We start from the raw sequence: 25,309 nt of genomic DNA on the forward strand, positions 1-25,309 counted from the left end.
GCGAAGACGGTGTATCAAGCGACATCGAGATTGATTGACCCACCGCTTTCGCGAGCAAGCCCGCTCTCACAGGGTCATTGTTCAATTCAATATCTTCAGCATGGCCGGGGTTTTCGGTGCAGCGGTCTGGTTGTCTTTCGGCACATCGTTGCCCGTACCGAGTCCACCGCCGAGCGCGGTCACCAATTCGGCGTGCGCACTCAGCCGCGCGGCCTGAACCTGCTGCTGAACCTGCTGCTGCTTGAACAACAGCGTCTGGGCATTGAGCACGTTGAGGTAATCGGTGAGCCCGCGTTGATAGGCAATCATCGCGATGTCGTAAGTCTTCTGTGCGGTGGCCACGGACTCGGCAGCGAAGGTTTGCTGCTTGTCCATGGACTCGCGGCGGATCAACTGGTCGGAGATGTTCTTCAGCGCATTGACCAACGTCTGGTTGTACTTCGCCACCGCGATGTCATAACCGGCCGATGCTTCACCCAGCTCGGCACGCAAACGGCCGCCGTCGAAAATCGGCAGCGAGATCGCCGGACCGACGCTGTAATTCAGTTTCTTGCCGGTCAAGAATTCCAGCGCTCCACCGCCGGTGGCCATGTAGCCGAGGCTGCCGACCAGATCGACGTTGGGGTAGAAACCGGCGTGAGCGACATCAATGCCCCGCGCCTGCGCCGCGACTTGCCAGCGACTGGCGACCACGTCCGGACGTTGGCCGAGCAATTGCGCGGGCAGCGACGACGGCAATTTCAACGCCGTGCCCAACGCCAGCGTCGGTCGCTGCAACTGCGCGCCATCGCCCGGCCCCTTGCCTGCCAGGGCAGCGAGCTGGTTGCGGCTGAGGGCTATTTCTTCATCAAGGGCATCGAGCTGGCGGTGAGTTTCCGGCAGCGGCGTTTCGGCCTGGCTGACTTCGAAGTGCGTGCCGATGCCGCCGTTCAGACGCTTCTGTGCGAGGTCGAGAATTTGCTGTTGCTGTTTCAGGGTCGCAGCGACGATGTCCCGTTGCGCGTAATGCAGCGACAGTTCGATGTAGGCGCGCACGATGTTGTTCTGCAACTCGAGCTGGGCCAGGCGCGCTTCGGCGACGCTCATGTGCGCCATGTCGACGGCGCGCTCGGTGGCATTGCTTTCGCGCCCCCAAAGGTCGAGGGCGTAGCTGAAGCCCAGCGCCGCGTTGTTGTCCCAGGTCGTCGTGTTGGCCAGTTCACCCGGCCCGTAGAACTGATCGGTGGGCCAGTTGTGGCGCTTCAGGGTGGTTTGGCCATTGATCTGCAGCGACTCGGCCGACTCGGCGATGCCCGCCATGGATCTGGCCTGACGCACCCGCGCGGCGGCCATGGCCATGGTCGGGCTGCCTTGCAGCGCAAGGTCGATCCAGCGGTTCAATTGGGGGTCGCTGTAAGCTTGCCACCATTGTGCCGTGGGCCAGTGAGCGTCCTGCGCGGCGCTCTGGATGGCTTCGTCAGTGGCCAGGGAATTGGCCTCCAGTGCCTTGCCCTGCGGGGCAATACCTCCGGTTCCGATGCAGCCGCTGATTGCCAGGGTTAAAGCCAAAACACTGAGCGTCTGAAGCGCTCTGCTGATGCGACGCGGCACTGCTGCGATTTCCTGAAAGAGAGGAGGTTGTAGGAACCGGCTTGCTGGCGATGGTATCGCCGCGGTCTGGCTGACAGACCGTGGTGATGCCATCGCCAGCAAGCCGGCTCCTACAGTCGGCGCAATTTTAGAGGTGGGGTTGATTGGCGATAAGCCGGGATTCCTGTGAATCTTTGTTACCGTTAACGCGATAATCCCTTGGTCGGGGTCTCAGACATTGAAACGTTGTGTCACAATTTGCCATCGCACCCGAGAGCACCTCATGGACACTTTGCAAAACATGCGCGCCTTCAGTTACGTGGCCGAGGCCGGCAGCTTCACCGCCGCCGCCGTGCAACTCGACACCACCACGGCCAACGTCTCGCGCGCGGTCTCCAACCTGGAAGCCCACCTGCAAACCCGCCTGCTCAACCGCACCACCCGCCGCATCGCCCTGACCGAGGCCGGCAAGCGCTACCTGTTGCGCTGCGAGCAGATCCTGGCCTATGTCGAAGAAGCCGAGGCCGAGGCCAGTGACGCCCACGCGCGCCCCGCCGGGCAGCTCAAGGTGCACACCATGACCGGCATCGGTCAGCACTTCGTGATCGACGCTATCGCCCGCTATCGCAAGACTCACCCGGATGTGACCTTCGACCTGACCATGGCCAACCGCGTGCCGGACCTGCTCGACGAGGGCTACGACGTGTCGATCGTCCTCGCCAGCGAACTGCCGGATTCGGGTTTTGTGTCCCAGCGTCTGGGGATCACCTACAGCATCGTCTGCGCTTCACCGGCCTATGTGAAAGCCAACGGTTGCGCACAGAAACCCAGCGATTTGCTGAACCATGCGTGCCTGCGCCTGGTGAGCCCGGTGATTCCACTGGAGAAGTGGACCTTCGACGGGCCCGAAGGCCAGGAAATGGTCACCATTCAAAGCTCGCCGTTCCTGGTGAACTCGGCGGACGCGATGAAGACCGCGATCACCAGCGGCATGGGTGTCGGCGTGTTGCCGGTGTATGCGGCGATTGAAGGGTTGCGTAATGGCTCGCTGGTGCGGGTGATGCCGAACTACCGGTCGCAGGAACTGAACCTGTATGCGATCTACCCCTCGCGGCAGTACCTGGATGCGAAGATCAAGACCTGGGTCGAGTATTTACGCGGCTCGTTGCCGGATATTCTGGCGGCGCATCAGGCGGAACTGGCGGCGTATGAGTTGAGCGGGAGTCTGGCTGGGGCGCGATTGGCGAATTGATCCCCCTTGTGGGAGCGGGCTTGCTCGCGAAAGCGGCGTGTCATTCAGCTCAGATGTTGGCTGACACGACGCCTTCGCGAGCAAGCCCGCTCCCACAAAGGTGTGGTGTCCCAGGATGTTTCCGACACGTTCTGTCGATTATCGTGTGGGACGCGAGATGGGTAGGCTTTGGGCGTCGTAGAAAAATCAGCGACCAGGTTTGGTAAAACAGCTTCACAACACCCAATCCGTAGGAGCCGGCTTGCTGGCGATCCAGGCGACGCGGTGCGCCAGACGGACCGAGGTGCCTGGATCGCCAGCAAGCCGGCTCCTACAGAGAAACGCGTGCATCCGAACCATCCGGGCACTCGCATAAAAGCGGGGAAGAATGTTAGCGTGCTTGGCATTCTCCACGCCCGACGAGCCCTCCTCCCATGAAAAAGACCGTCCTCGCCTTCAGCCGCATCACGCCTGAAATGATCGAACGCCTCAAGCAGGACTTCGACGTCATCGTGCCCAACCCGAAAAACGGCGACATCAACGCTCAATTCAACGAAGCCCTGCCCCACGCCCATGGCCTGATCGGCGTGGGTCGCAAGCTCGGCCGGGCGCAACTGGAGAACGCGAGCAAACTGGAAGTGGTGTCCAGCGTCTCGGTTGGCTACGACAACTACGACGTCGCCTATCTCAACGAACGCGGGATCATGCTGACCAACACGCCGGATGTCCTCACCGAAAGCACTGCCGACCTGGCCTTCGCCCTGCTGATGAGCAGCGCCCGTCGCGTTGCCGAACTCGATGCCTGGACCAAGGCCGGTCAATGGCAGGCGACCGTCGGCGCGCCGCTGTTCGGCACCGACGTCTATGGCAAAACCCTGGGCATTGTCGGCATGGGCAACATCGGCGCAGCCATCGCCCGTCGCGGTCGGCTCGGCTTCAACATGCCGGTTATCTACAGCGGCAACAGCCGTAAAACCGCGCTGGAACAAGAACTCGGCGCGCAGTTCCGCAGCCTGGATGAGCTGTTGGCCGAGGCCGATTTCGTCTGTCTTGTGGTGCCGCTCAGTGAAAAGACCAAACACCTGATCAGCCGCCGCGAACTGGCGTTGATGAAACCCAGTGCGATTCTGATCAACATCGCCCGTGGTCCGGTGGTGAACGAACCGGCACTGATCGAAGCGCTGCAGAACAATCAGATCCGTGGCGCCGGGCTGGATGTCTACGAGAAAGAACCGCTGGCCGAATCGCCGCTGTATCAACTGAAAAACGCAGTGACCTTGCCGCACATCGGCTCGGCGACCCATGAAACCCGTGAAGCGATGGCCAATCGTGCCTTGGCCAACCTGCGCAGCGCCTTATTGGGTGAACGACCGCAAGACCTGGTGAACCCGCAAGTCTGGAAAGGCTGATAAACATGTGGGCAGGCGATTAAAGCGCCTGCCCGCCTACAACTAAACATCGGCAACTAAAAAGCCAACACTACACAATTTGCAATTGTGCCCACGCCTCAACTAACACATCAAGCTATAGACTCTCCTTACTTAACCGTCTTGACGGAAACCTGTTTTGGAGAACTGTTCCCTTGAATCATTTAACGACCGATAAAACAATCAGAATCAGCAAAGCCACACTGATGCTGTTCATTAGTTTCTTTGGTTTTTTTATGTTGGTTAGCAATTTCACCGACTACCCAACCAACTACGAATACATCGCCCACATCCTCAGCATGGACACCACCCTCGATCGCGAAAAATACAGTTATCGCGCCATTACCTCACCCATGGCCCACCACAGGATCTACTGGTTAATCATTACCCTCGAAGTGCTCTTCACGGTCTTTTGCATGATGGGCACTTACCATCTTTACAAGAACATAAACACCAGCGCCAAAAAATTCCACGAGGCCAAGAAGTACGCACTGACTGGTTTGTTGATCGCCGTATTTATCTATTACGTCTGCTTTCAGATCATTGGTGTCGAGTGGTTCAACATGGATGAATCACAACAATGGAACTACAAAGACTGGGCTCGACATATTGTCGATTTCATCCTGCCGCTAATGATGTATGTGGCCCTCAGGATCGAGCGTTAAGTGCAATCGCACTCGATCCGAAAAGTCTTTACGCCAACTTGCCATTCCCCTGCACCATCGGCGCCTTGGGTTTACGAAACACCAGCACGTTGCCCAGCATCACCATCACCAGCCCCACCAGCGCCGGTGCGGTCCATTGGTAGCCTTCGACAAACGCCGACACATTGAGCGCCACCACCGGGAACAACACCGTGCAATAGGCTGCACGCTCAGGGCCCATGCGCCCGACCAGCGTCAGGTAGGCAGTGAAACCGATCACCGAGCCCGGAATCACCAGGTACAGCAACGAGCCGATGTAACGTGCATTCCATTCCATGTCGAAGGGAATGCCTTTGACCAGGCACCACACCGACAGCATCGCCGCGCCGTATGCCATCCCCCAAGCGTTGGTGGTCAGCGGCTTGAGACCAGCCTTCTGCTGCAGGCTCGACAACATGTTGCCCGCCGAGAAACACAGCGTTCCAAGCAACGCCAGGCCCAGGCCGAGCAAGGTTTCGGGGCTGGCGGTGTGGCCGGCCAGTTCTGGCCAGAACAGCAAACCCAACCCCAGCAAACCGAGCGCGCCACCCAGCAGGACGTTGCGAGCGATTTTCTGGCCGAAGAACACCCGCGCGTTCAGGGCGTTCCACAGCGTGGCGGTGGAAAACACCACGGCCACCAAGCCACTGGGTATCCACTGGCTGGCAGTCAGGAAGCACATGAAATTGATGCAGAACAGGCAGAGCCCCTGCGCCAGGCAGATCAGGTGTCCGCGACGGTTCATCACTTGCAGCTTGCGGCTGAGCAACAACAGCACAAACAGCACCAGCGCGGCGAGGCCGAAGCGATAAACGATCGACACCGGGATGGCCACCACGCCCAATTGCCATTTCAGGGCAATCCAGGTGGTGCCCCAGATCAGCACGGTCAGCAGGTACAGCGAAAGGTTCATGGCGAAGGCTCCTCAATAGGTGCCCAGTGTCCTGCGCCAAACCTTTTCGCACTTGCATAAACTTGCGCTTTTGTCGGTGCAGAGGCTGGCAGCTCAAGGTCTACGGAGTAGGATGCAAGGCGTTGGAGAGAAGCGATCATGCCCGCACTGGAATCACTGCAAGTCTTTCAAGCCCTCAACCGCTCGCCCAATGCTCGCCTCGAGCACAGCGCCGAGCTCGGTGACGGTATGGCTGCAGCCTTGTGGAGCAACCATCACGACGCCCAGGACTACGAAGCGCCGAGCCACCACACTCTGTCCTGCTACATCGCCGGTGGCACCGGCACCTTTCGCCGCGACCGGCCCGACACCAAGGGCGGCCCGGACAAGCTGTGCATCCTGCCCGCCGACCATCAGTCAGGCTGGGTGATCAACGGCGACATTCGCCTGGCCCATCTGTATTTCAGTCCCGAACAGTTCGCCCTCGGTTGCGTCACGCTGCTGGACCGCGAACCTCGCGAGCTGCAGTTGCGCGAAGGGACTTTTCTGGACGACCCGCAGCAAGCCCGACGCTTTCGCCAGATGCTCACGCTCAATTGGAACGAACCCGGCGAACGCCTGCTCACCAGCAGCCTGGCCCATGAAATGCTCAGCCACGTGCTGCTCGGCCAGGTCGGGATGCGCGACGGCTTGCGACTCAAGGGCGGATTGGCGGCGCACCAGCGACGGCAGTTAGTCGAGTTCATCGACAATCAGTTGGCCGAAGCCATCAGCCTGGGACAATTGGCTGGGTTGTGCGCGCTGTCGGAGTATCACTTTGCGCGGATGTTCCGGGAGAGCTTTGGTTTACCGCCGCATCAGTATGTGTTGGCGCGGCGGCTGAGCCGGGCGCGGGAGTTGTTGCGGACAACATCGCAGCCGTTGGGGGAGATTGCGCTGGCGTGCGGGTTTGCCAGTGCGAGTCACTTTACCAACCGGTTTCGGCAGGTTCTGGGTGGGACACCGGGGGAGTATCGGCAGGCGTTTTTGCGGTAGGCCTAATGTTTTCGGCGCCTGTCAGGCAGCTTTCGCGAGCACGCCCGCTCCCACAGGGGAATGCATTCCAACTGTGGGAGCGGGCTTGCTCCGGGCGGCGCTCCGACGATGAACGATGACGCGGTGTGTGATTAAAACTCCAAGGTGCTGGACAGCGACACCTGCCGCGAATCCCCCATCGACACAAAGAACCGGCTCGCCGCCGACGTGTAGTAAGTACGGTCAAACAGGTTCTTCACGTTGAGCTGGAACTTGACCTTCTGCCCTTCGACCTTGGTGTCGTAGGTGGCGAATGCATCGGCCACGGTGTAGCTCGGCAGATCAAAATCATTCACCGCGTTGCCCGCCCGCTCACCGACATACCGCGCGCCCGCGCCGACCCGCAACTGATCCCCGCCCACGATGGTGCCGAAGTCGTAGACCGCCGACAGCGAGCCAGTGTTCTTGGCGACGTTTTGCAGTTTTTTGCCTTTGTAGGTCGGGTCCTCGGTCACTTCGGCATCGGTGTAGGCATAGCTGCCGATCATGCTCCAGCGATCGCTGAGCTGACCGGTCAGATCCACTTCCAGCCCACGGGAACGCACTTCGCCGGCAGCGCTGTAGATCGTCACCGGCCCTTCGGAGTTGGCCACCAGCACGTTGCGTTTCTTGATGTCGAACAACGCGACATTACCCGTCACACGGCCCGCAATATCGAGCTTGGCGCCGACTTCCCAGGACTTGGCTTCTTCCGGCGCCACGCTGCCGTCGAGCACGGTGCTGCTGCCGCTCAACGGTGCGATGGTCGAGTTGGGTTTGAACGATTCGGTGTAGCTGCCGTAGAACGACAACTCGTCGGTGTAGCGGTACACCAGGCCGGCGCGCGGCACCCACTTCTGGCCGTTGCTGTCGGTGTTGGCCTTGAACGGCACACCTTTACCGGCGTACTGGTCGTACTCCTGGAAACGTCCGCCGGCTACCAGAATCCACTGGTCGGTGAGGTGGATCGAGTCCTGCAGGAACAGCGAATCGCTGCGCAGCAAATCGGTCTGCGCGCTGTCGGCCGGGCTGACGGTGGTGCCGGCGACTTCACGGCCATAGACCGGGTTGAGGTAGCTGAACGTGGTCAGGCTTTTCTGGCGGATCAGGTCTTCGCGGTAGATCTTGCGGTACTCATCATCGACGCCGAACACCAGGTCATGCTGCATGCCCAGCACATTGACCTTGCCTTCGAGGCTGGCGGTGGTGAAGCGGTCGGTGCTGATCGCGTTTTGCGTGCCGTCCATGCTGCGGGTCAGCGTGCCTTTGGCGGTGTTGATGGCCGTGACGCGCACCTGGCTGGCGTCGTAGGTTTCACGGTTCCAGCTGTAGCCGAAGTGCGCTTTCCAGTTGTCGTTGAGCTCGTGGTCGGCCTCGAAGTGATAGAGGTCCGAGCGCCCTTCCATGTTGTTGAACGGCTCGTCGAGGCGACGTTCGCGGGAGATGTCCAACGGATGGTTGTCACGCGGGTCGATCAGCGTGCCGCGGTCGAACGGGGTCAGGAATTCACGGTGTTCATAGGCGAACAACAGCTTGGTGCTCTCGCCGAACCAGGCCAGGGATGGCGCCACCAGGGTCTCGCGGTGGGTGCCGAAGTTGCGCCAGTAATCTTCGTCTTCGTGATCCAGCACCATGCGGTACGCCAGCCCGGAATCACCGAGCGCGCCAGTGCTGTCGAGGCCGCCACCGCTGCCGTTTTTACCATCGCCGTAGGTCGAGCCGCGCAGGGTCAACGCGTTGTACTGCTCGAGTTCGGGTTTCTTGCTGACCATATTGACCACGCCGCCCGGGTCCTGAATGCCGTAGAGCAAGGAGGCCGGGCCCTTGAGCACTTCGACCCGATCGACCGTGGCGTTGAGGCCACGGCCCTGCACCACCGGCATGCCGTCGCGCATGATCGAGCCGTTGCGGTTGTCGCCGAAGCCGCGGGTCATCACCGAATCCTGGGTGCTGCCCAGCGTGTTGCCCTGGGTGATGCCGCTGACGTTGGCCAGCGCGTCATCAAGGTTGCGCGGCGCCTGGTCACGAATGACCTGGGCCGGGATCACGTTGACGGTCTGGGGAATTTCCTGGAGCAAGGCCGACGAGCGCATCACCGAACTGGTCGGCGGCGGCTGGTAGCTCATGGTTCGATCCATCACCGAGGTGATGGTGGTCGCGCCCAGGTTCAGGGCGCCTTCAGTGGGCCGCGGTTCCAGCGCCAGGGTGTGAGCATCGGTGCGACGGAAGGTCAAACCCGAACCGCTGAGCAAACGCTGGATCGCCTGTTCGGCGCTCATCTGCCCGCTGACGGCTGGCGCGGTAACGCCGTACGGTGCTTCGTCGGTGTAGACCACGCTGATGCCGGTAATCCGGCTGAAGTCGCTCAAGGCCTGGGGTAGCGGTTTGGCGACCATCGCAAAGTTGAACTGCGAGCGCTGCTGCGTCGTGTCGGCCTCAGCGGCCAATGCCACGCTCAATGGCAACAACGCCAAAGCCGAAATGCCCGATGCCGAAATAACCAGCGCCGAGGCACCCAACCACTGTTTGACCGAACCCGATTTTGCCCTGGACTTCATTGCTCATGACCTGTGTAGAACCGCTACGGATGCGAATGACTCGCAGTTTCAGTCACTACACGGATGGGGCTTGGGTTTACCTCACCATAATTTTGAAAATATTTGAAAAGATCAAAAGACTTTGCTTCACCGCAAAATAATCAGCTGCCCCACTTTATGCTGCTCAAACCCCAGCACCCCCTGCAACGAACTCAACACCGCCTGAGGATCCTTGCCCGGAAAGCTGCCACTGATCCGCCGCGCTGCCAGTTCATCATTGAGCAGCACAATCCGCCCCGGGTAGTAACGTCGCAGGTCCTGCACCACCTCGGCCAGTGGCGCCTTGTAGTAATTGAGCCAGCCCTGGCGCCACGCCAACTGCGCTTCGCTGTCCACGGCCTGCAGTTTTTCCGCCGCACCTTCGCCGTAAGCCATTTGCTGGCCCGCGCTCAGAATCTGTTGCTCGGCGTGCTTGTCCGCGGTCACACCAACCCGCCCTGACAACACCGTGACCTGCGCGCCATGAGGTTGCAAACGCACTTCAAACTGCGTGCCCAGCACCCGCGCCTGACCCTTTTGCGCATCGACCACAAACGGCTCGCCCGTGTGCGTCACGCTGAAGAAACCAGCGCCGCGACGCAACTGAACGTGGCGCTCGCCGCGACTGAAATCCACGGCGATGGCGCTGTCGGCATCCAGGGTAACCTGCGATTGATCTGCCAGCGTGACGGTGCGAATTTCCCCCGGTGCCGATACATAATCAGCACCCAGGTCGTCGACCCAGCGCATCGGCTGCCAGCCTGAGCCGAGGCAGATCATCAACAACAGGCACGCCGCCATCGCCAGCGCACCGGACCAGCGCCGAACACTGCTGCGACGCGATTGATTCATGGCGTTGAGGTAGCCCTGCAAGGCAAACGCGTCTTCATTGGCCAACGTACGCGCCGGCACTTCGCTCAATTCCCACACCACTTGCGCCTGGGCGTAGGCCTCGGCATGGGCCGGGTCGGCTTGCAGCCAATGGCTGAACGTGGCCTGGTCGCCGCTGCTCGGCTGGTCATGCAACAGACTCAGCCAGGCGAAAGCGGCCTGCACCTGAACGGGCGTCGGGGTGACGCGGTCAAGCTGATTCACGGTGCTTTCCCTGGCGTGCGCGGTTCGGGATCCCGCAGGCTGGCCTTGCAGGCTTCGAGGGCGCGCATCATATGTTTTTCCACGGCACTTTGGGACAACCCCATGGCCTTCGCGATCTCGGCGTACTTGCGGCCGTGAATGCGATTGAGCAGAAAAATCTGGCGCGTGCGCTCGGGCAACGCGCGCAACGCGGCTTCGACGTGGCGCAAATCATTGCCGGCCTCCAGCGCAGCCTGGGGTTCACTGCCGTGGCTGTCGGGCTGATCCGGTTGCCAGCCCTCATTGACCCGCACCCGTGTGCCTTCACTGCGCAAGTGGTCGATGGCGATGTTGCCGGCGCAGCGCAACAGGTACGTGCTGAGCTCTTCGACCTGCACCAGCGGCCGGCGCCAGAAGCGCAAAAACAAATCCTGCACCAGATCCGCCGCCGTTGCCCGACACCCCACGCGGCGGTTCACCAGCGCTTCCATTTGCGAACGCTGGGACAAGAACACCTGCAGGAAATGCGCACGCGCTTCGCGAGGTTCTTCGTCGTGGGAGTCAGGAGGACGGGTGATCATCAGTTCAATACTGCGCAAACGCGGCAACGGGGCTGATGAGCAGACTCACACCCGCCAGTGACAACGCCAGACGCGGTCGATAGGGCATCAACAGCACCAGCAGCAATGCACTGAGCATCAGCACCGCAAACCACTCCACCAACCCAAGCCCCCAACCGGTCGAAGACACCGCCGCCCACAGCGACAAGGCCAGCAACACCCAGCCACCGAGCTTCATGCCCCGGCGGCGACGGGCCGACGGCTTGCAGCCCAACAGCTCGGCGTGATGCCGGTCCATCGACAAACACAGCGCGGTGAAGCCGCCGTAACAGAGCAACAGGGCCAGCAACATTCAGTTCACCTCTCGCTCAGGGGTGATCGGTTGCGCACGTTGTCGAATAACGGCTTCAGCCGTTCCCGAACGCTGCATTTTCCACGCGGCCCAGGCGAAAAACAGACCGCTGCCCAGACACGTCAGGTCGAAACCGGCCATCGCCCAATCGCCCTGCACCAGCGTGATTCCCAAGTGATACGGTGTGGTCAGGGCGTTCAGCACCGGCACCGCGCCAAACAGCAGCGCCGCCAGCGCCAACTGTTCGACCCACGCCGCACGGCCACGGCGGGCCATGGCATGCAACACACTCAAGCCCCAGACGATAAAGAAGCTGTTCACTTCCCAATCCGCGCGCCCGGCCACGTCCACCGGCAACAAACGATTGGCCCAGAAGAACGCGGCCACGGCGAGCATCAGTCCGGACATGCCGGCGATGTTCAGCACTTCCACCAGCCGCAACTCGAACGGCATCACGCCGCTTTTCGCGTGCTTGAGCTGACGCTTGCCGAGCCAGACCACCAGCCCGGTGCCGATCATCGCCGTGCCGGCCAACCCGCAGATGAAGTACAGCCAACGCAGCACCGGGCCGGCGAAATGGCCCATGTGCAAACCGTAGAAACTGCCGGCAATCGCCCTCGGCAGCGATTGCTCCGGCGTCGTAGCGAGCAAGTGTCCAGTGACGCCGTTAAAGGTCACGGCGCTGCCGAAGTCGTGGACCACACGGTCGGCGCCATCACGCACCAGCACGACCGAGGCATTCGCATCGCCCGGATGGTTCACGGTAAGGCGCCCGACACGCCCACCCGACCACTGCTCCCGAGCCCGTTCCAGCAACGGTGCCAGCGGCGCCAACTGTGCCGGTTTGCCCGCAAGCTCAGGCGTAGAGGACGCCGGAAACACCTCATCGAAAAACGCCCGGACATCGCAGTTGTAGGAGGCCAGGATGCTCGCCGGCATCACCATCGACATGAAAATCACCAGGCTGCTGTAGGTGATCATCAGGTGGAACGGCAGCACCAGAACGCCCACGGCATTGTGCCCGTCGAGCCAGGAACGCTGACCCTTGCGCGGGCGGAAGGTGAAGAAGTCCTTGAAGATTTTCTTGTGGGTGATGATCCCGCTGATCAGCGCGACGAACATCACCATAGCGGCGATGGTCGACAGCCAGCGCCCCCACGGATACGGCATCTGCAGTTGAAAGTGGAAGCGGTAGAAGAACTCGCCGCCTGTGGTTTCGCGGCCCTGCACTTCGGCGCCGGTTTGCGGGTCGAGGAGTTTTTCCGTGAACTGGCCGCGTTCGCCACGCTTGGCCGGGCTCTGCTGCCAGCGTACTGACAAGCCAGGTTCGCGGGCATCGGGCAAGTCGATGAGCCAGCGCGAGGCACCGGCGGCGTGTTGCTGGAGGTAGTTCTGCGCCAGGTTCAGACTGGCTTCGGAACTCACCGAACGGGCAGGAATTTCCGGCTGCATCCAGTGGCTGATTTCGTCCTTGAAGTAGGCCAGCGTGCCGGTCAGGAAAATCGCGAACAGCAACCAGCCGAAGATCAACCCGGCCCAAGTGTGCAGCCAGGCCATCGCCTGACGAAAGCCCTCTTTCATGAGTGGCCCATCCAATACGCCAGCCCCGAAACTACCGCCAGCACCAGACTCGTCACGATCAACCCGAGCCAGGCCCGCCATGCGCTACGGCAGGCAAAGCACCAGATCACCGCGCACAGGTAGGCCAGAAACGAGGTCATCATCCCGGTCACCACCGCGTCGGCGCGGGGCATGGACGCCCATAGACTCAGGCTGACACTGGCGAGCGCCGCGACGATATAGCCGCCCAGCACCGCCGCCAGCACTCGCGAGGTGACGGCCAATCGATAGGAAACGGGAAGTACTTTCATGTTTCGGCCTTGGAACAGGTGAGGCCGCGAGAAAGTCAGGAGGCCAACAAAGCCGCAATATTAATGATAAATATTCTCATACGCAAAAAGATCCGGCTTTTCCTGGGTTTTGATCCAATGATGCATGGTGGTTGCAGATTTTGGGGCCGCTTCGCAGCCCAACGGGGATAAATCCCCTCGCCACAGGTATTCATCAACCTGAAGAATTTACCAACCCCAGAAACAACAACGGGCCTGCATAAGCAGGCCCGTTTTCAGTAGTGGAAAGTAAAAGGTGATTCAGGCGTCAACCATTCAGTGCAGCCTGTTCGTTCTCGAGAAACTCGTCTTCCAGCAGCGCATCGGCTGCACGCCTCTCGAACGGCACCACAGCGGCACGTGGTTTGCCCCGCAGTTTGCCGAACAGATGGTCCAGCGCATGTTCGAGTTTTTCAGCCGCACCGTCGATCGCCAGTTCCAGGTTTTCGGCTTTATGGGTGACAGAAATCGGTTGGTGGCCTTTTGGCCGCGCTTCCAGCTGGCAGCGCAAATCATGGGGACCTGGCTTGTCGCCGTTTTCGTCCCGCAGATGGACCTCGACGCGTGTCAGGTCCTCTTCATAACGTTCGAGCGTGCTCTCAATGGTAGTACGTACCCACTCCTCCAGTCGGATGCTGCTTTGAATATGGTTATCGCTGTTGACTTGGATTTGCATAGTTCATCCCTTATTTCAGCTAGCTCGCGAGAGGCCCTTCGGCTGGCCCTTGGGCTTCATCACCGTGACCTCTTGGTTACACAATCGGTCTGTGCGTCGAACAATTCAACCCCTGAAAAAAGATAAATTTTCATTCGCAAAAAAAGCCGGACAAGGAGCAAAAGCGCTGTTAAGGTCGGGAGTTGGGTCGCTTCACTTCTTTGTCACAATTGCTCACATCTGCCGCTCCGCCAGCGGGTGCAGGCCTCGAAAAACCGCCGCTTCCTCCACCAGCCAGTCATGCACCGCACGCACGCCCGGATGGCTCAGCGCCCCCGGCGCATAAAGCAGCATGTAACGTTTGTGATTCGGCACCGCGAGACCGAACGGCACAATCAACGTCCCGCGCTCCAGTTCATCGTTCAGCAAGGTGCGACGCGCGATCGCCACGCCCATTCCGGCAATGGCCGCTTCGATGGTCAGGTGGTTGCGATTGAACGTGTGCCCGCGCCGCACGTCCGCGCCCTCGAAGCCGATGGCGTTGAGATAGAACTCCCATTCCGCATACTCATAACTGCCGCGCCAGGCCGTGATGTCGTGCAACAACGGAAAGTGCGACAGGTCTGCCGGGCCGTGCAACGGCGGCCGCCCGCGCAACAGGCTCGGCGCGCAGACCGGAAAGATCTGCTCGTCGAGCAACGCTGTGGATAACAAGCCGGGGTAACTGCCGTCATTCAGATCGATGGCCAAGTCGAAGTCGCCCTCGTGCAACGGCACGCTGCTGTCCTCCGCCACCAGGCGCAATTGAATGTCCGGGAAACGCTGCTGCAAGCGCGGCAGACGCGGGGTCAGCCATTTGCTCAGGAACGATGGAATCGAGCGCACCCGCAAAGTCCCGCTGATCATTCCAGCGTCCAGTCGTCGCAATTCGGCGTCGATGCTGCCGTAGGCCTCGTTGACGGTAATGGCCAGTCGCTGGCCCTCCGCGCTCAATTCCACCCCCCGCGCACGCCGATGAAACAGTCGAAAACCCAACCGTTCTTCCAGTTGACGGATTTGCTGACTGACCGCACCCGGCGTGATGTGCAGTTCTTCAGCGCATCGGGTGAACGACAGGTGCCGCGCGGCACAGGAAAACACGTGCAGCCAGACATACGTCTGGGCGTGCAATTGGCGGCTCATTGTTTAGTCCTGCTAAAGGCTGTCTTAGGAAGTTTCGTTGGTCACGTAGGACCGAGGCAGGCAGTATCGCCGACATTGCGCTTGGCCTACAAAAATGGCAGCGATTTCACTTCCATTGTTTGTATAGGCTTTAGCATGGCTATCAGTGTTTTTGATCTTTTCAAAGTCGGCATCGGTCCGTCCAGTTCCCACACCGTCGGCCCGATGCGCGCCGCCGCGACCTTCGCCCAGGCACTGATCGAGCAGAATTTGCTCGATGCCGTCCGTCGAGTGGAAATCCGCCTGTACGGTTCCCTCTCGGCCACCGGTGTCGGCCACGCCACTGATCGCGCCTGTGTCATGGGCCTGATGGGCGAATGGCCGGACAGCATCGATCCGACCTCCATCGACAGCCGCATCCACACATTGCTGGAGAGCGGCGAACTGAATCTGGCCGGCCAAACCACCATTGCCTTCGACTGGCAACGCGACCTCCTGCTACTCGACGAAAGCCTGCCCTACCACCCCAACGCCATGTCTCTGACAGCTTTCGGCGAAACCGGCGAATTATCAGAGCAAACGTATTACTCGATCGGCGGCGGTTTCATCATCGAAGCGGCCGAAGCCGAGTCCGGTATCGCGCCGGCCGGTGACGTGGTGCTGCCATACGACTTTTCCAGTGCAGCCGAACTGCTCAAGCTCTGCAATCAGCATGGGCTCAGGGTTTCCGAATTGATGATGGCCAACGAACAGGCCTGGCGCAGCGAAGCCGACATCCGCCAGGGCTTGCTGCATATCTGGTCGGTGATGCGCGAGTGCGTCGAGCAGGGCTTGCGGCACGAAGGGATCCTGCCCGGCGGGCTGAATGTTCCGCGCCGTGCGGCGAAATTGCATCGCAGCCTGTTGGAAATCGGCAAGCCGAATGTCATCACTTCGACGCTGTCGGCGATGGAATGGGTGAACCTGTTCGCCCTCGCCGTGAACGAAGAAAACGCCGCCGGAGGACGAATGGTCACCGCGCCTACCAACGGCGCGGCCGGGATCATTCCCGCTGTCCTGCACTACTACATGAAATTCAACCCGGACGCGTCGGACGATGATGTCGTGGCGTTCTTTCTGGGCGCGGCGGCGGTCGGCATTCTGTGCAAGAAAAACGCCTCGATCTCCGGCGCCGAAGTCGGCTGTCAGGGTGAAGTCGGATCGGCGTGCGCCATGGCCGCCGCTGGCCTGGCGGATGTGCTCGGGGCCACGCCGGAGCAACTGGAAAACGCCGCCGAAATCGGCCTGGAACACAATCTGGGCCTGACCTGCGACCCGGTCGGCGGCCTGGTGCAAGTGCCGTGCATCGAGCGCAATGCCATCGCTGCCGTGAAGGCGATCAACGCCACGCAAATGGCCCTGCGCGGCGACGGCAAACACTTCATTTCCCTGGACCGGGTGATCCGCACCATGCGCGATACCGGCGCTGACATGCATGACAAATACAAAGAGACATCACGGGGAGGCCTGGCGGTGAGCTGGGTGGAGTGCTGATCGCTCTGATTGCACCCTCAGCGAACACACGCCCCGAAACGGGCAAGATCTCCTGTAGAGGCGAGCTCGCTCGCGATGGACTTCAGAGCACCGCGCTTAGCCAGTAAACACGTGTAATCATTGACGACCGTCGCGAGCAAGCTCGTTCCTAAAGAGGCGATCATTGTTCGACAATTTTTCCGGCATGGCCCTTGCTACATCGCTGACGAGGCAAAAGGATTTTTGAAAACCTCAGCGAGCGACTGCCGATGGTCCAGCGTTGCGAACCAACCCGATCATGGCCGGTCAATAACTGCACGTTCAATCAGGCGGTGACGCATCATGGACAACCCCTTTCAGCTCATTACCGATGCCTTTGCACCGGATTACCAGATCAACCTGAGCATTCAGGGTCTGGACGGCAGCATCATGCTGACCCTGTCCAACAGTGGCCGTATCGTGGCCAAGCGGATGATCAGCGCCGAGCAACGCAATGACCCCAAGCGCCTCAAACGTTTGGTGCAAAGCATCCAGTTCGGCATTGCCATCGAACAGGGACAGTGCGCCATGACCATCCTCGAAGCCATGACCGACGGCGACAACCACAAGCTGCCGCCGCCAACCAAAGGCCAGCCGCGGCCAGCCATGCGCCTTTAAATCTCGCCTTTCTCCACTTCGGGATGCTCGCCGGAGCCCGCACCGATCTTGCGTTGCGGGTGTTCGATCTTCACCGAAGGGAATTGCGACGAGGCGTAACGCACCACCAGAATCGCAAACGCCAGCAGCAGAATCCCGCCGCACAGGTAAATGATGCCGAGATCAGGCGGGTTGTGGTGCGAGACGTTGGAGATCAGCAAACGCGTCAGCGCGGTAATCGCCACGTAGATCAGGAAGCGCACCGGCATGTGGTTGGTCTTGAAATAAATGCCGACCATCGCACCCAGTTCGAGGTAGATGAACAACAGCAAGATGTCATCGATCTTGATGTGTCCCTCTTCGATCATCCCCAAAAACTCCATCACCGCTGCCCACGCGGTCACCGCACCAATGGCGAACAGCGCCAGGTAGTGGAAAGTCTCGACGAACAGATTGCCCAGTGACTCGGCCAGTTGATGCACGTTCTGCCGCAGTTGCTCGGCCCAGTTGATTTTCACGATGATTCTTCCTTAGCTCGGTTCGAGCGGATGATACGGGTTGGACGTGACGGTTGTTCTGCATGCAGAAAAAAGGCCAGAGGCTGCGAGTTGAGAAGATGGCTGAGTGATACGAGACACGTCAGCGGTGTGTGGACTGACACCTTCGCGAGCAAGCCCGCTCCCACAAAGGTCAATGGCGACCCCGTGGGAGCGGGCTTGCTCGCGAATGGAGCGCCACGGTTCACATGACAAACCCTGAATTCGGTCTACATTAAAAAGCCACTACCCAAAGCGCAGGGATTCGCTTATCCTTTTCGCTGTATATAAATACAGTGGTCGAAACAGACAACTATCGTGAAGGCATGTGAGGTGGTGAATGGCCGTCGAAGTGGTATACCGCAGCAGCCGAGATCTGGAGCGCTTGTTCATGGATAAAGCCGAAGCTGACCGTCATGACAAAATGCTCGAACTGGCCGAATTGCTGGCTGAAGTGTTGCAAAAAGCCGTTCCGTCCCTGACCGAGCAGCAAGTGGAAGAAGCCGGGATCTACATGGCGAAGAACCGCGATGTGTTCGCCAAGGCGTTCAAGAGCCAGCCGGATGCGTTGTCCGAACTGCTGAATGCGCCGGCGCAAGTGGTAGAAAAAGCTGAACCCGTTGAAGTAACTGAAGCTGCTGAGCCAACCAAGCCAGCCAAAGCTGCCAAGACGCCGAAGTAAGCAACGCCCGAATTGAATAGGCCCTGAGTCGAATGGCTCAGGGCCTTTTTCATGCCTGCGAAAAACCGGGGATCAGGCCGTTCGCGGCGATCTCTTGTCCGCAGCCGTCGAGCCACCACGGAATATCGCTCCAGATGGCGACTGCGAAGAAAGCCCCTGGATGACGTAGAGATAGGTCTCTTGTGCGCCGTAGTCGAGCACGCTGATCAAACCGCCAAGATAGCTGCCGTTGAAAAGAAAACCATCGAAGTCGTAGGTCACCGTGAAGGTGATCTGTGCTTCGGCACTTTTGCCCGAGGCCTCGATGGTTGTCCCTGCCGACGTTGATGGCGATACGGCGCTTCCCTCGTACGGGATCGGATACTTGTAAAAATCCGGTAGCTCCAATGCGCCCGTTACAGAACCGCTATCGAGCGTCAACGTGCCGCTCTGCCAAACCTGCAAGCCGTTCGGGCTGACGCTCGCGTCCAACAGGCTGACGGAGAACGTGTAAGTAGTGCTCATGATTTCACCCATGGTCGTTCAACGACGTTCAGCAGGTAGACTTCATCACTGTCGGGCGTCAGTGAAAACAGGTAGCCATTGTTGAGGAAGTCCTCGTGATCGCTGACGTCGATGGGCCAACCGGGATACTGATTACCGGCGGCGTCCAGCACCCACATGAACTTGACGTTGTAATCCGTCGGGGTGTCGGATTTGTAGACACCGCCGGCCACCTGAGTCCCATCGTCGAACCGCGCCCACGCCATGACGACCGGCGAGCCAACGCTGATTTCGTCGGGCACCGCAGCATTGCCCTGCATGATCAGCGTCCATGTCTCTTTGCCGCCCGCAGGAAGCAACATTCGCGCAACGTGTTGAGGCGTCGGCGATCCGGCTGCCTGAGCCGAAACGGTGCCCTGACCAACGCCGGCGCTCGGCACCACGTCGAGGGTATAGCCAAACGTATTTTCACCGGGTTGCTGCACTGGGCCAGTGATGGTGCACGTAAGGCCATTTTGCTGGGCGACCTCGATATAGGGGTCCCAGGAACCGGGCGTCGATCCCGAGTTGATCACGCAGTTGATGGCCGGATTTTCAGACTGGTAGAGGGTGAAGAAGACGTTGCCGTCGCTGTCCCATAAACCGGTGCTCACCGGACCCGCGGTGCCAGGGGTGAAAATAGTGATCTGCCCGCCATAATTGGCGCCGTTATCGTCGCTGGCAAACGACACGCCAATATCAAGACTGGAATTGATCGTGAAATTGCAGGTGAGAGAAGAACTGGAAGACATGATTCGCTCCTTGAAATCACGAAAAAGCATTGCGCCAGTCATGATTGCCCCAGACGCTGGCAGGCCCTCATCAACCGGGCGGGTGGCGTTGCGCCATCCCGCTTGCAGCGTAGTCAGGACTCTGGAATTTGCCAGCGGTGTGAAGGACGTCGTGAGCCTTTATCGGTACAACACTTTCTCCGCCAATTCGTCTGCCACCCGCGCTGGCGAACGTTTCTCCGCCTGGGCATGGGCAAAGACTTCGGTCAGCCTCGAGCTGATTTTCGACAGGTGGGCGGTAATGGTCGTCAGTTCTTCGCCGCGGTGTTTGAGCGAGACGTAGATCAGCCCGCCGGCATTGATCACATAATCCGGCGCGTAAAGAATGCCTCGCCGTTCCAGTTGATCAGCGACCTCTAGATGAGTCAGTTGGTTGTTCGCCGAACCGGCCACTGCCGAGCATCGCAATTGCGTCACGCTATTGCTGTTGAGCACACCGCCGAGGCCACACGGCGCGAGAATGTCACAAGGCGTGCTGAGCAACGCGTCGTTGGCGATCGGGTGAGCGCCGAGTTGCTCCATGGCCAGTTGCACCTTGCCGTGATCGATGTCACTGACCAGCAGTTCGGCACCGGCGGCATGCAGCTGTTCGGCCAAGGCATAACCGACGTTGCCCAGGCCTTGAATGGCCACGCGCAAACCTTCGAGGTTATCGCTGCCCAGGCGAGCCATGGCGGTGGCACGAATGCCGGTGAACACCCCCATCGCCGCGTGAGGCGCCGGGTCGCCCGCCGAGGTGGTGCTGGTGACGTGTTGGGTCTGTTGGGCGATGCAATCCATGTCCGCCACCGAGGTGCCGCTGTCGATGGCAGTGATGTAGCGGCCGTCGAGTTGATTGATGCAGCGGCCGAACGCTTCGAACAGTGCCGCGCGGTTTTCCACATGGACCGGTCGAATAATCACCGCCACGCCGCCCCCCTGCGCCAGACCGGCGAGCGCCGCTTTGTAACTCATGCCTCGGGCGAGGCGAATGGCATCCTCGACCGCGGACTCGTCGTCGGGATAGGCAAGGTAACGACACCCACCCAGGGCAGGCCCCAGACGGCTGTTATGGATGGCAATGACCGCCTTCAACCCGGTGGCCGGGTCGACGCTCAGATGCAGCGATTCAAGGCGAGTGCTTTGCATGAGAGCGAACATCGTAGGGCTCCCGAATCACTTCTTGTAGTCGCCAGTATAGGCTTGCGCCCAAAAATTGCAGAAGCGCACCGGAATAAGCAGTACGGCTATTCAGCGGTTTCGACATAACCCGGCACGGCACTGGACGAACGCCGCAGACGAGGCTAAAACGAGGCATGCCCCGGAGATTTTGATGACGCCCCGCCAACGTTTCTTCGACTGTCTGCAACGATCACCGCCCGCGCTGTTCGAGGCGGCGCTGTGGATGTCCGTCGAGCATGACAAGGAAGTGAATCCCGAGGCGGTCCTGGCCAACTTCAAGGATCTGCAACAACGCGTCAGTTATGGCCTGCCGATGCTGCCGGTGAGCGAGCTGGCTCAACCGCTGTTGCGACGCCTCAATGACCTGGGCTTCGCCCAGGACGACTTTACCCCCTTGCGCCCGCAAGCTGCCTTGCTCGACAAAGTGCTGGAGCGCCGGCGCGGACAACCGCTGGCACTGGGGCTGATTGCGCTGGAACTGGCCAGAGGCCTGGAAATCCCCATGGTCGGGGTCAACTTCCCCGGGCATTTCCTGTTGCGGGTTCCGGGGGCCGATCATTTGCTCGACCCGTGCGGTGGACGCCGGTTGTACCCCAACGATTGCCGTGAACTGTTGCAACGTCAGTACGGCCCGAACATGAAGCTCAGTGCCGAACATCTGCTGACTGCCGAGCCGGTGCAGACGCTGCAGCGGTTGTCACGCAACCTGCGCCAGTTGCACCTTTCTCACGATGATTACATTGGTGCGTTGATCGATGCCGAACGCGTGCTGGAGCTGGGCAACGCAAGCGCCTCCGATTACCTGGCCCGGGCCAGCCTGTACCAACGGCTGGACTGCCCGAACGCCGAGCGTTTTGATCTGGAGCACGCGCTACTGCTGAGTGACGATCCGATCCAGCGGATTCGGCTGACTGAACGATTGGGCCACCTGCCGCCCAACTCGATCGTCCACTGACTCCGTAGGAGCCGGCTTGCTGGCGATCAATTCACCTCGGTTTTCCTGGTGGACCGAGGTGTCTGGATCGCCAGCAAGCCGGCTCCTACGGATTCAGGGGGTGTCTGGCTGGTTTGCCGGGTGCGCCTTGATGAATGCCGGGTGTTGGGCAGCGAGCACCGCCACTCGCCGAATCCGTGGATATGCCTCCAGCGAAATGTTGAAGCGCTCAGCCGCATACAACTGCGGGATCAGGTAAACATCCGCCACGCCAGGCGTCGGACCAAAGCAGTAACCTTCATCGCCAATCAACTGCTCGACCGTCGCCAGGCCCAGGCCGATCCAGTGTCCAATCCACTCGACCACCTGCGTTTCATCGTGCCCCAACTGTCGCAGCCGGTTGAGCACGCTGACGTTGTGCAGCGGATGCACATCGCAACCGATCACCGCCGCCACGCCGCGTTCATGCGCGCGAGCGGCGAGGTCTTTGGACAGCAGCGACACCTGTGGATAACGTTCCTCCAGGTACTCGATGATCGCCGGTGACTGAATCAGCAACTCGCCTTCATCAGTGCGCAAGGCCGGCACCCGGCCTTGCGGGTTGATGCTCAGATACGCCGGCTGGCGATGCTCGCCCCCCGGCGGTGCGATCAGGTTGACCGGCAGCGCCTGGTAATCCAGCCCTTTCAACGCCAGTGCGATACGCACCCGGTAAGACGAGGTCGAGCGATAGTAGGTATAGAGTTCCATGACCCGATCCTCTTAACGCGCCGGCAGCACTTTGCCGCGGCATTCGCCGAAACCGATGGAGGCAAAACCGTCTCGGTTGCAACGGGCACGCAGAATGATTTCGTCGCCGTCTTCAAGGAATTTACGCACTTCGCCGGAGGCCAGTTCGATCGGCTTTTTACCACCTTCGGTGATTTCGAGCAGACTGCCGAACTGACCGCTTTCCGGCCCCGACAACGTACCCGAACCAAACAGATCGCCTGCCTGCAACTGGCAGCCGTTGACGCTGTGATGCGCAACCAGTTGCGCCACGGTCCAGTACATGTGTTGCGTGTTGCTCAGGGTCAGGCGATGGGCCGGCAGGTTCTGCTCGCGCATGCCTTCGGTGAGCAGCAGCACTTCCAGTTCGATGTCGAAGGCGCCAGCGGCCTGGTCGCGTTTGTCGAACAGGTATGGCAGCGGCTGCGGATCGCCTTCAGGACGCGCCGGTTGCGCGCGACGGAACGGCTCCAGCGCTTCGGCCGTCACCACCCACGGCGAGATGCTGGTGATGAAACTCTTCGACAGAAACGGCCCCAGCGGCTGGTATTCCCAGGCCTGGATATCCCGCGCCGACCAGTCGTTGAGCAGGCAGAACCCGGCGATGTGATCGGCGGCATCGCCGATGGCGATCGCGTCGCCCAGCTCGTTGCCCTGGCCGATCCAGATACCCAGTTCCAGTTCGTAATCCAGACGCGCGCACGGGCCGAAGGTCGGCTCGGTCTGGCCGGCAGGCAAGGTCTGGCCTTTCGGACGGCGAACGTCGGTGCCGGAGGGGCGAATGGTCGATGCGCGACCGTGATAACCAATCGGCACGTACTTGTAGTTCGGCAGCAACGGGTTGTCGGGACGGAACAGTTTGCCAACGTTTTGCGCGTGCTCGATGCCGACGTAGAAGTCAGTGTAATCGTTGATTTTCGCCGGCAAGTGCATCTCGCAGTTTGCCGCCAGCGGCAGCAGTTTTGCGCCTTGGGCTTCGATCTTGCCGTGCAGGGTGCTGCCTTCCTTGAACAGTTCGATCAAGCGTTCACGCAGGGCGACGCGAGCCTCGCGGCCGAGTTCGAAAAACGCATTGAGCTGACTGCCTCGGGTGGCTTCGACAGCCGTTTTTGCCGCGCCTTCGAACAGGCCGGCCTCCAGCGCCGCTTCCAGATCAAAGATGTGGTCACCAATCGCCACTCCGCTGCGCGGCGCACCGCCCTTCACGCTGAACACCCCCAGCGGCAGGTTTTGAAGCGGGAAATCCGCATGGCCGTTGGCGGAGGCAACCCAGCTACGAGTGATGGAAGTCTGAGTCATGGGTTATCTCCGGGTCGGGTCGAAAGTGGCGGGCAGCGTGGCCCAGCAGGCATCGTAGTTGGTTTGCAGTTGCGGGCAGTCGAGGGCGAATCGGCTCGGGCGCAGCACCTGGCTGGTCTCGAACATGAAGGCCATGGTGTTGTCGATTTTCGCGGGGGCCAACTCGGCGTTGATCGCTTTGGTGCAGGTTTCGCCATCCGGGCCGTGGGCGCTCATGCAGCTGTGCAGCGACGCGCCACCGGGCACGAAGCCTTCGGCCTTGGCGTCGTACTCACCCTTGATCAGGCCCATGAATTCGTTCATCAGGTTGCGGTGGAACCACGGCGGACGGAAGGTTTTCTCGGCCACCATCCAGCGTGGCGGGAAGATCACGAAGTCGAGATTGGCCAGACCGTGAACACTGGTCGGCGACGTCAGGACGGTGAAAATCGACGGATCCGGATGGTCGAAACTGACGGTGCCGAGGGTGTTGAAACGGCGCAGATCATATTTGTACGGCACGTTGTTGCCATGCCAGGCGACCACGTTGAGCGGCGAATGATCGAGCTCGCAGCCCCACAGCTGGCCGAGGAATTTCTGCACCAGTGTGGTTGGCTGCTTGAGGTTTTCATAATGGGCGACCGGGGTCAGAAAGTCTCGCGGATTGGCCAGGCCGTTGCTGCCGATCGGTCCGAGGTCCGGCAGGCGCAATGGCGCGCCGTGGTTTTCCGCGATATAGCCGCGCGCCTGTGGGTCGAGCAGTTCGACGCGAAATTTCAGACCGCGCGGCAGCACGGCGATTTCCAGCGGTTCAAGTTCCAGCACGCCCAGTTCGGTAGCGATGCGCAGCCGTCCCTGTTCCGGCACCAGCAACAGCTCGCCATCGGCGTTGAAGAACACACGCTCCATGGAGCGGTTGGCGCGGTAGCTGTAGATACTGATCCCGGCCGGTTTTTCCGCCGCGGAATTGGCCGCCATGCTCACCAGCCCGTCGATGAAATCGGTGGGCTCGGTCGGGATATCCAACGGGTTCCAGCGCAGGCGATTGGGGGTCACTTCACCCAATGGGCCGCCAGCCAGTTGCCGATCCAGTTTGACGAACGCCGGGTGATTGGCCGACGGCTGAATGCGGTACATCCAGGTGCGCCGCGCTTCGCTGCGGGCCATGGTGAATGCCGTGCCGGAGAACAGTTCGGTGTAGAGACCGTATGGCGCTCTTTGCGGGGAGTTCTGGCCAATCGGCAATGCGCCGGGCAACGCTTCGCTACTGAATTCGTTGCCGAAGCCGGACTGATAAGCCAGCGCGGGTGCCGTTGAATCGAGGTTCATGGAGCCTCCTGAACAGGGAGTAGGCAATGGCCTGTCAC

Annotated in this window: 24 protein-coding genes and 1 pseudogene; 8 read left to right on the forward strand and 17 right to left on the reverse strand. The window is 60.4% G+C overall.

Annotated features, from left to right (window positions below):
- Positions 1 to 81: 81 nt before the first annotated feature.
- Positions 82 to 1,590, reverse strand: a complete 1,509-nt coding sequence (locus FBY04_RS06005; RefSeq protein ID WP_145314776.1) for an efflux transporter outer membrane subunit — start codon at positions 1,588 to 1,590, stop codon at positions 82 to 84.
- Positions 1,591 to 1,852: 262 nt separating this feature from the next.
- On the opposite strand from FBY04_RS06005, the gene FBY04_RS06010 reads away from it, so the two are divergent.
- From FBY04_RS06010 to FBY04_RS06020, 3 genes are all read left to right on the forward strand, one after another.
- Positions 1,853 to 2,821, forward strand: a complete 969-nt coding sequence (locus FBY04_RS06010; RefSeq protein ID WP_084318173.1) for a LysR family transcriptional regulator — start codon at positions 1,853 to 1,855, stop codon at positions 2,819 to 2,821.
- Positions 2,822 to 3,234: 413 nt separating this feature from the next.
- Complete coding sequence (locus tag FBY04_RS06015) at positions 3,235 to 4,209, forward strand: D-glycerate dehydrogenase (RefSeq protein ID WP_145314777.1); 975 nt, start codon at positions 3,235 to 3,237, stop codon at positions 4,207 to 4,209.
- A 173-nt stretch (positions 4,210 to 4,382) separates the two neighbouring features.
- On the forward strand, positions 4,383 to 4,892 hold the full coding sequence (locus FBY04_RS06020) for a DUF2165 domain-containing protein (protein ID WP_145314778.1): 510 nt from the start codon (positions 4,383 to 4,385) through the stop codon (positions 4,890 to 4,892).
- A 28-nt stretch (positions 4,893 to 4,920) separates the two neighbouring features.
- Here the strand turns inward: FBY04_RS06020 and FBY04_RS06025 are convergent, their stop codons facing one another.
- Positions 4,921 to 5,823 (reverse strand): DMT family transporter, encoded by a 903-nt coding sequence (locus tag FBY04_RS06025; RefSeq protein ID WP_084318170.1) that lies wholly within the window; start codon positions 5,821 to 5,823, stop codon positions 4,921 to 4,923.
- Positions 5,824 to 5,961: 138 nt separating this feature from the next.
- Here FBY04_RS06025 and FBY04_RS06030 point away from each other — a divergent pair, with 138 nt between their 5' ends.
- Positions 5,962 to 6,837 (forward strand): AraC family transcriptional regulator, encoded by an 876-nt coding sequence (locus FBY04_RS06030; protein ID WP_145314779.1) that lies wholly within the window; start codon positions 5,962 to 5,964, stop codon positions 6,835 to 6,837.
- Between the two features lie 131 nt (positions 6,838 to 6,968).
- On the opposite strand, the gene FBY04_RS06035 is transcribed toward FBY04_RS06030, so the two are convergent.
- The 8 genes from FBY04_RS06035 to FBY04_RS06070 form a co-directional block, all read right to left on the reverse strand.
- Complete coding sequence (locus FBY04_RS06035; protein WP_145314780.1) at positions 6,969 to 9,413, reverse strand: TonB-dependent receptor; 2,445 nt, start codon at positions 9,411 to 9,413, stop codon at positions 6,969 to 6,971.
- A gap of 126 nt (positions 9,414 to 9,539) precedes the next feature.
- Positions 9,540 to 10,526, reverse strand: coding sequence for a FecR family protein (locus FBY04_RS06040; protein WP_145314781.1), 987 nt, complete (start codon positions 10,524 to 10,526; stop codon positions 9,540 to 9,542).
- A complete protein-coding gene (locus FBY04_RS06045) occupies positions 10,523 to 11,086 on the reverse strand; it encodes an RNA polymerase sigma factor (RefSeq protein WP_090473880.1) in 564 nt (187 codons plus the stop codon). Before FBY04_RS06045 ends, FBY04_RS06040 begins: the two co-directional genes overlap by 4 nt.
- A gap of 4 nt (positions 11,087 to 11,090) precedes the next feature.
- Positions 11,091 to 11,417, reverse strand: a complete 327-nt coding sequence (locus tag FBY04_RS06050) for a DUF3325 domain-containing protein (RefSeq protein ID WP_145314782.1) — start codon at positions 11,415 to 11,417, stop codon at positions 11,091 to 11,093.
- Positions 11,418 to 12,998 carry a PepSY domain-containing protein gene (locus FBY04_RS06055; protein ID WP_145314783.1) on the reverse strand — a complete coding sequence of 527 codons (1,581 nt, stop codon included), beginning with the start codon at positions 12,996 to 12,998 and terminating at the stop codon, positions 11,418 to 11,420.
- Positions 12,995 to 13,288, reverse strand: a complete 294-nt coding sequence (locus FBY04_RS06060; protein ID WP_145314784.1) for a DUF3649 domain-containing protein — start codon at positions 13,286 to 13,288, stop codon at positions 12,995 to 12,997. Before FBY04_RS06060 ends, FBY04_RS06055 begins: the two co-directional genes overlap by 4 nt.
- Positions 13,289 to 13,574: 286 nt before the next feature.
- On the reverse strand, positions 13,575 to 13,982 hold the full coding sequence (locus tag FBY04_RS06065) for an HPF/RaiA family ribosome-associated protein (RefSeq protein WP_084318163.1): 408 nt from the start codon (positions 13,980 to 13,982) through the stop codon (positions 13,575 to 13,577).
- Positions 13,983 to 14,195: 213 nt separating this feature from the next.
- Positions 14,196 to 15,143 carry a LysR substrate-binding domain-containing protein gene (locus FBY04_RS06070; protein ID WP_084318162.1) on the reverse strand — a complete coding sequence of 316 codons (948 nt, stop codon included), beginning with the start codon at positions 15,141 to 15,143 and terminating at the stop codon, positions 14,196 to 14,198.
- 135 nt (positions 15,144 to 15,278) lie between these two features.
- Here FBY04_RS06070 and FBY04_RS06075 point away from each other — a divergent pair, with 135 nt between their 5' ends.
- Together FBY04_RS06075 and FBY04_RS06080 are read left to right on the forward strand one after the other, a co-directional pair.
- Positions 15,279 to 16,655, forward strand: coding sequence for an L-serine ammonia-lyase (locus FBY04_RS06075; RefSeq protein ID WP_145314785.1), 1,377 nt, complete (start codon positions 15,279 to 15,281; stop codon positions 16,653 to 16,655).
- A 321-nt stretch (positions 16,656 to 16,976) separates the two neighbouring features.
- Positions 16,977 to 17,291 carry a DUF3509 domain-containing protein gene (locus tag FBY04_RS06080; RefSeq protein WP_084318160.1) on the forward strand — a complete coding sequence of 105 codons (315 nt, stop codon included), beginning with the start codon at positions 16,977 to 16,979 and terminating at the stop codon, positions 17,289 to 17,291.
- On the opposite strand, the gene FBY04_RS06085 is transcribed toward FBY04_RS06080, so the two are convergent.
- A complete protein-coding gene (locus FBY04_RS06085) occupies positions 17,288 to 17,788 on the reverse strand; it encodes a phosphate-starvation-inducible protein PsiE (protein WP_084318159.1) in 501 nt (166 codons plus the stop codon). The two genes, FBY04_RS06080 and FBY04_RS06085, sit on opposite strands and share 4 nt — an antisense overlap.
- Positions 17,789 to 18,146: 358 nt before the next feature.
- On the opposite strand from FBY04_RS06085, the pseudogene FBY04_RS06090 reads away from it, so the two are divergent.
- A pseudogene (locus FBY04_RS06090) lies at positions 18,147 to 18,401 on the forward strand (YebG family protein); the annotation flags it as partial.
- Positions 18,402 to 18,560: 159 nt separating this feature from the next.
- On the opposite strand, the gene FBY04_RS06095 reads toward FBY04_RS06090, so the two are convergent.
- From FBY04_RS06095 to FBY04_RS06105, 3 genes are all read right to left on the reverse strand, one after another.
- Complete coding sequence (locus FBY04_RS06095) at positions 18,561 to 18,992, reverse strand: hypothetical protein (RefSeq protein ID WP_145314787.1); 432 nt, start codon at positions 18,990 to 18,992, stop codon at positions 18,561 to 18,563.
- Positions 18,989 to 19,762, reverse strand: coding sequence for a hypothetical protein (locus FBY04_RS06100; protein ID WP_145314788.1), 774 nt, complete (start codon positions 19,760 to 19,762; stop codon positions 18,989 to 18,991). The genes FBY04_RS06095 and FBY04_RS06100 overlap by 4 nt, the downstream gene beginning before the upstream one ends.
- Before the next feature lie 159 nt (positions 19,763 to 19,921).
- A complete protein-coding gene (locus FBY04_RS06105) occupies positions 19,922 to 20,941 on the reverse strand; it encodes a Glu/Leu/Phe/Val dehydrogenase dimerization domain-containing protein (RefSeq protein WP_084318156.1) in 1,020 nt (339 codons plus the stop codon).
- A gap of 172 nt (positions 20,942 to 21,113) precedes the next feature.
- On the opposite strand from FBY04_RS06105, the gene FBY04_RS06110 reads away from it, so the two are divergent.
- On the forward strand, positions 21,114 to 21,917 hold the full coding sequence (locus FBY04_RS06110; RefSeq protein ID WP_145314789.1) for a SirB1 family protein: 804 nt from the start codon (positions 21,114 to 21,116) through the stop codon (positions 21,915 to 21,917).
- 93 nt (positions 21,918 to 22,010) lie between these two features.
- Here FBY04_RS06110 and maiA read toward each other — a convergent pair whose 3' ends face one another.
- From maiA to hmgA, 3 genes are read right to left on the reverse strand one after another with little or no spacing between them, the layout of a single operon-like run.
- Positions 22,011 to 22,646 carry a maleylacetoacetate isomerase gene (maiA, locus tag FBY04_RS06115; protein ID WP_145314790.1) on the reverse strand — a complete coding sequence of 212 codons (636 nt, stop codon included), beginning with the start codon at positions 22,644 to 22,646 and terminating at the stop codon, positions 22,011 to 22,013.
- A 12-nt stretch (positions 22,647 to 22,658) separates the two neighbouring features.
- Positions 22,659 to 23,963, reverse strand: coding sequence for a fumarylacetoacetase (gene fahA, locus FBY04_RS06120; RefSeq protein WP_145314791.1), 1,305 nt, complete (start codon positions 23,961 to 23,963; stop codon positions 22,659 to 22,661).
- A 3-nt stretch (positions 23,964 to 23,966) separates the two neighbouring features.
- Positions 23,967 to 25,271, reverse strand: coding sequence for a homogentisate 1,2-dioxygenase (gene hmgA / locus FBY04_RS06125; protein ID WP_145314792.1), 1,305 nt, complete (start codon positions 25,269 to 25,271; stop codon positions 23,967 to 23,969).
- Positions 25,272 to 25,309: the final 38 nt, after the last annotated feature.

Source organism: Pseudomonas sp. SJZ080, assembly GCF_007828295.1.
Lineage (GTDB): Bacteria > Pseudomonadota > Gammaproteobacteria > Pseudomonadales > Pseudomonadaceae > Aquipseudomonas > Aquipseudomonas migulae_A.

What these genes read in the sequence shown, in the direction of transcription:
- FBY04_RS06010 (WP_084318173.1), top strand. Translation starts at nt 1,853, where the DNA reads ATGGACACTTTGCAAAACATGCGCGCCTTCAGTTACGTGGCCGAGGCC.
- FBY04_RS06015 (WP_145314777.1), top strand. Translation starts at nt 3,235, where the DNA reads ATGAAAAAGACCGTCCTCGCCTTCAGCCGCATCACGCCTGAAATGATC.
- FBY04_RS06025 (WP_084318170.1), bottom strand. Translation starts at nt 5,823, where the DNA reads ATGAACCTTTCGCTGTACCTGCTGACCGTGCTGATCTGGGGCACCACC.
- FBY04_RS06030 (WP_145314779.1), top strand. Translation starts at nt 5,962, where the DNA reads ATGCCCGCACTGGAATCACTGCAAGTCTTTCAAGCCCTCAACCGCTCG.
- FBY04_RS06035 (WP_145314780.1), bottom strand. Translation starts at nt 9,413, where the DNA reads ATGAAGTCCAGGGCAAAATCGGGTTCGGTCAAACAGTGGTTGGGTGCC.
- FBY04_RS06045 (WP_090473880.1), bottom strand. Translation starts at nt 11,086, where the DNA reads ATGATCACCCGTCCTCCTGACTCCCACGACGAAGAACCTCGCGAAGCG.
- FBY04_RS06050 (WP_145314782.1), bottom strand. Translation starts at nt 11,417, where the DNA reads ATGTTGCTGGCCCTGTTGCTCTGTTACGGCGGCTTCACCGCGCTGTGT.
- FBY04_RS06055 (WP_145314783.1), bottom strand. Translation starts at nt 12,998, where the DNA reads ATGAAAGAGGGCTTTCGTCAGGCGATGGCCTGGCTGCACACTTGGGCC.
- FBY04_RS06060 (WP_145314784.1), bottom strand. Translation starts at nt 13,288, where the DNA reads ATGAAAGTACTTCCCGTTTCCTATCGATTGGCCGTCACCTCGCGAGTG.
- FBY04_RS06065 (WP_084318163.1), bottom strand. Translation starts at nt 13,982, where the DNA reads ATGCAAATCCAAGTCAACAGCGATAACCATATTCAAAGCAGCATCCGA.
- FBY04_RS06070 (WP_084318162.1), bottom strand. Translation starts at nt 15,143, where the DNA reads ATGAGCCGCCAATTGCACGCCCAGACGTATGTCTGGCTGCACGTGTTT.
- FBY04_RS06075 (WP_145314785.1), top strand. Translation starts at nt 15,279, where the DNA reads ATGGCTATCAGTGTTTTTGATCTTTTCAAAGTCGGCATCGGTCCGTCC.
- FBY04_RS06080 (WP_084318160.1), top strand. Translation starts at nt 16,977, where the DNA reads ATGGACAACCCCTTTCAGCTCATTACCGATGCCTTTGCACCGGATTAC.
- FBY04_RS06095 (WP_145314787.1), bottom strand. Translation starts at nt 18,992, where the DNA reads ATGAGCACTACTTACACGTTCTCCGTCAGCCTGTTGGACGCGAGCGTC.
- FBY04_RS06100 (WP_145314788.1), bottom strand. Translation starts at nt 19,762, where the DNA reads ATGTCTTCCAGTTCTTCTCTCACCTGCAATTTCACGATCAATTCCAGT.
- FBY04_RS06105 (WP_084318156.1), bottom strand. Translation starts at nt 20,941, where the DNA reads ATGTTCGCTCTCATGCAAAGCACTCGCCTTGAATCGCTGCATCTGAGC.
- FBY04_RS06110 (WP_145314789.1), top strand. Translation starts at nt 21,114, where the DNA reads ATGACGCCCCGCCAACGTTTCTTCGACTGTCTGCAACGATCACCGCCC.
- maiA (WP_145314790.1), bottom strand. Translation starts at nt 22,646, where the DNA reads ATGGAACTCTATACCTACTATCGCTCGACCTCGTCTTACCGGGTGCGT.
- fahA (WP_145314791.1), bottom strand. Translation starts at nt 23,963, where the DNA reads ATGACTCAGACTTCCATCACTCGTAGCTGGGTTGCCTCCGCCAACGGC.
- hmgA (WP_145314792.1), bottom strand. Translation starts at nt 25,271, where the DNA reads ATGAACCTCGATTCAACGGCACCCGCGCTGGCTTATCAGTCCGGCTTC.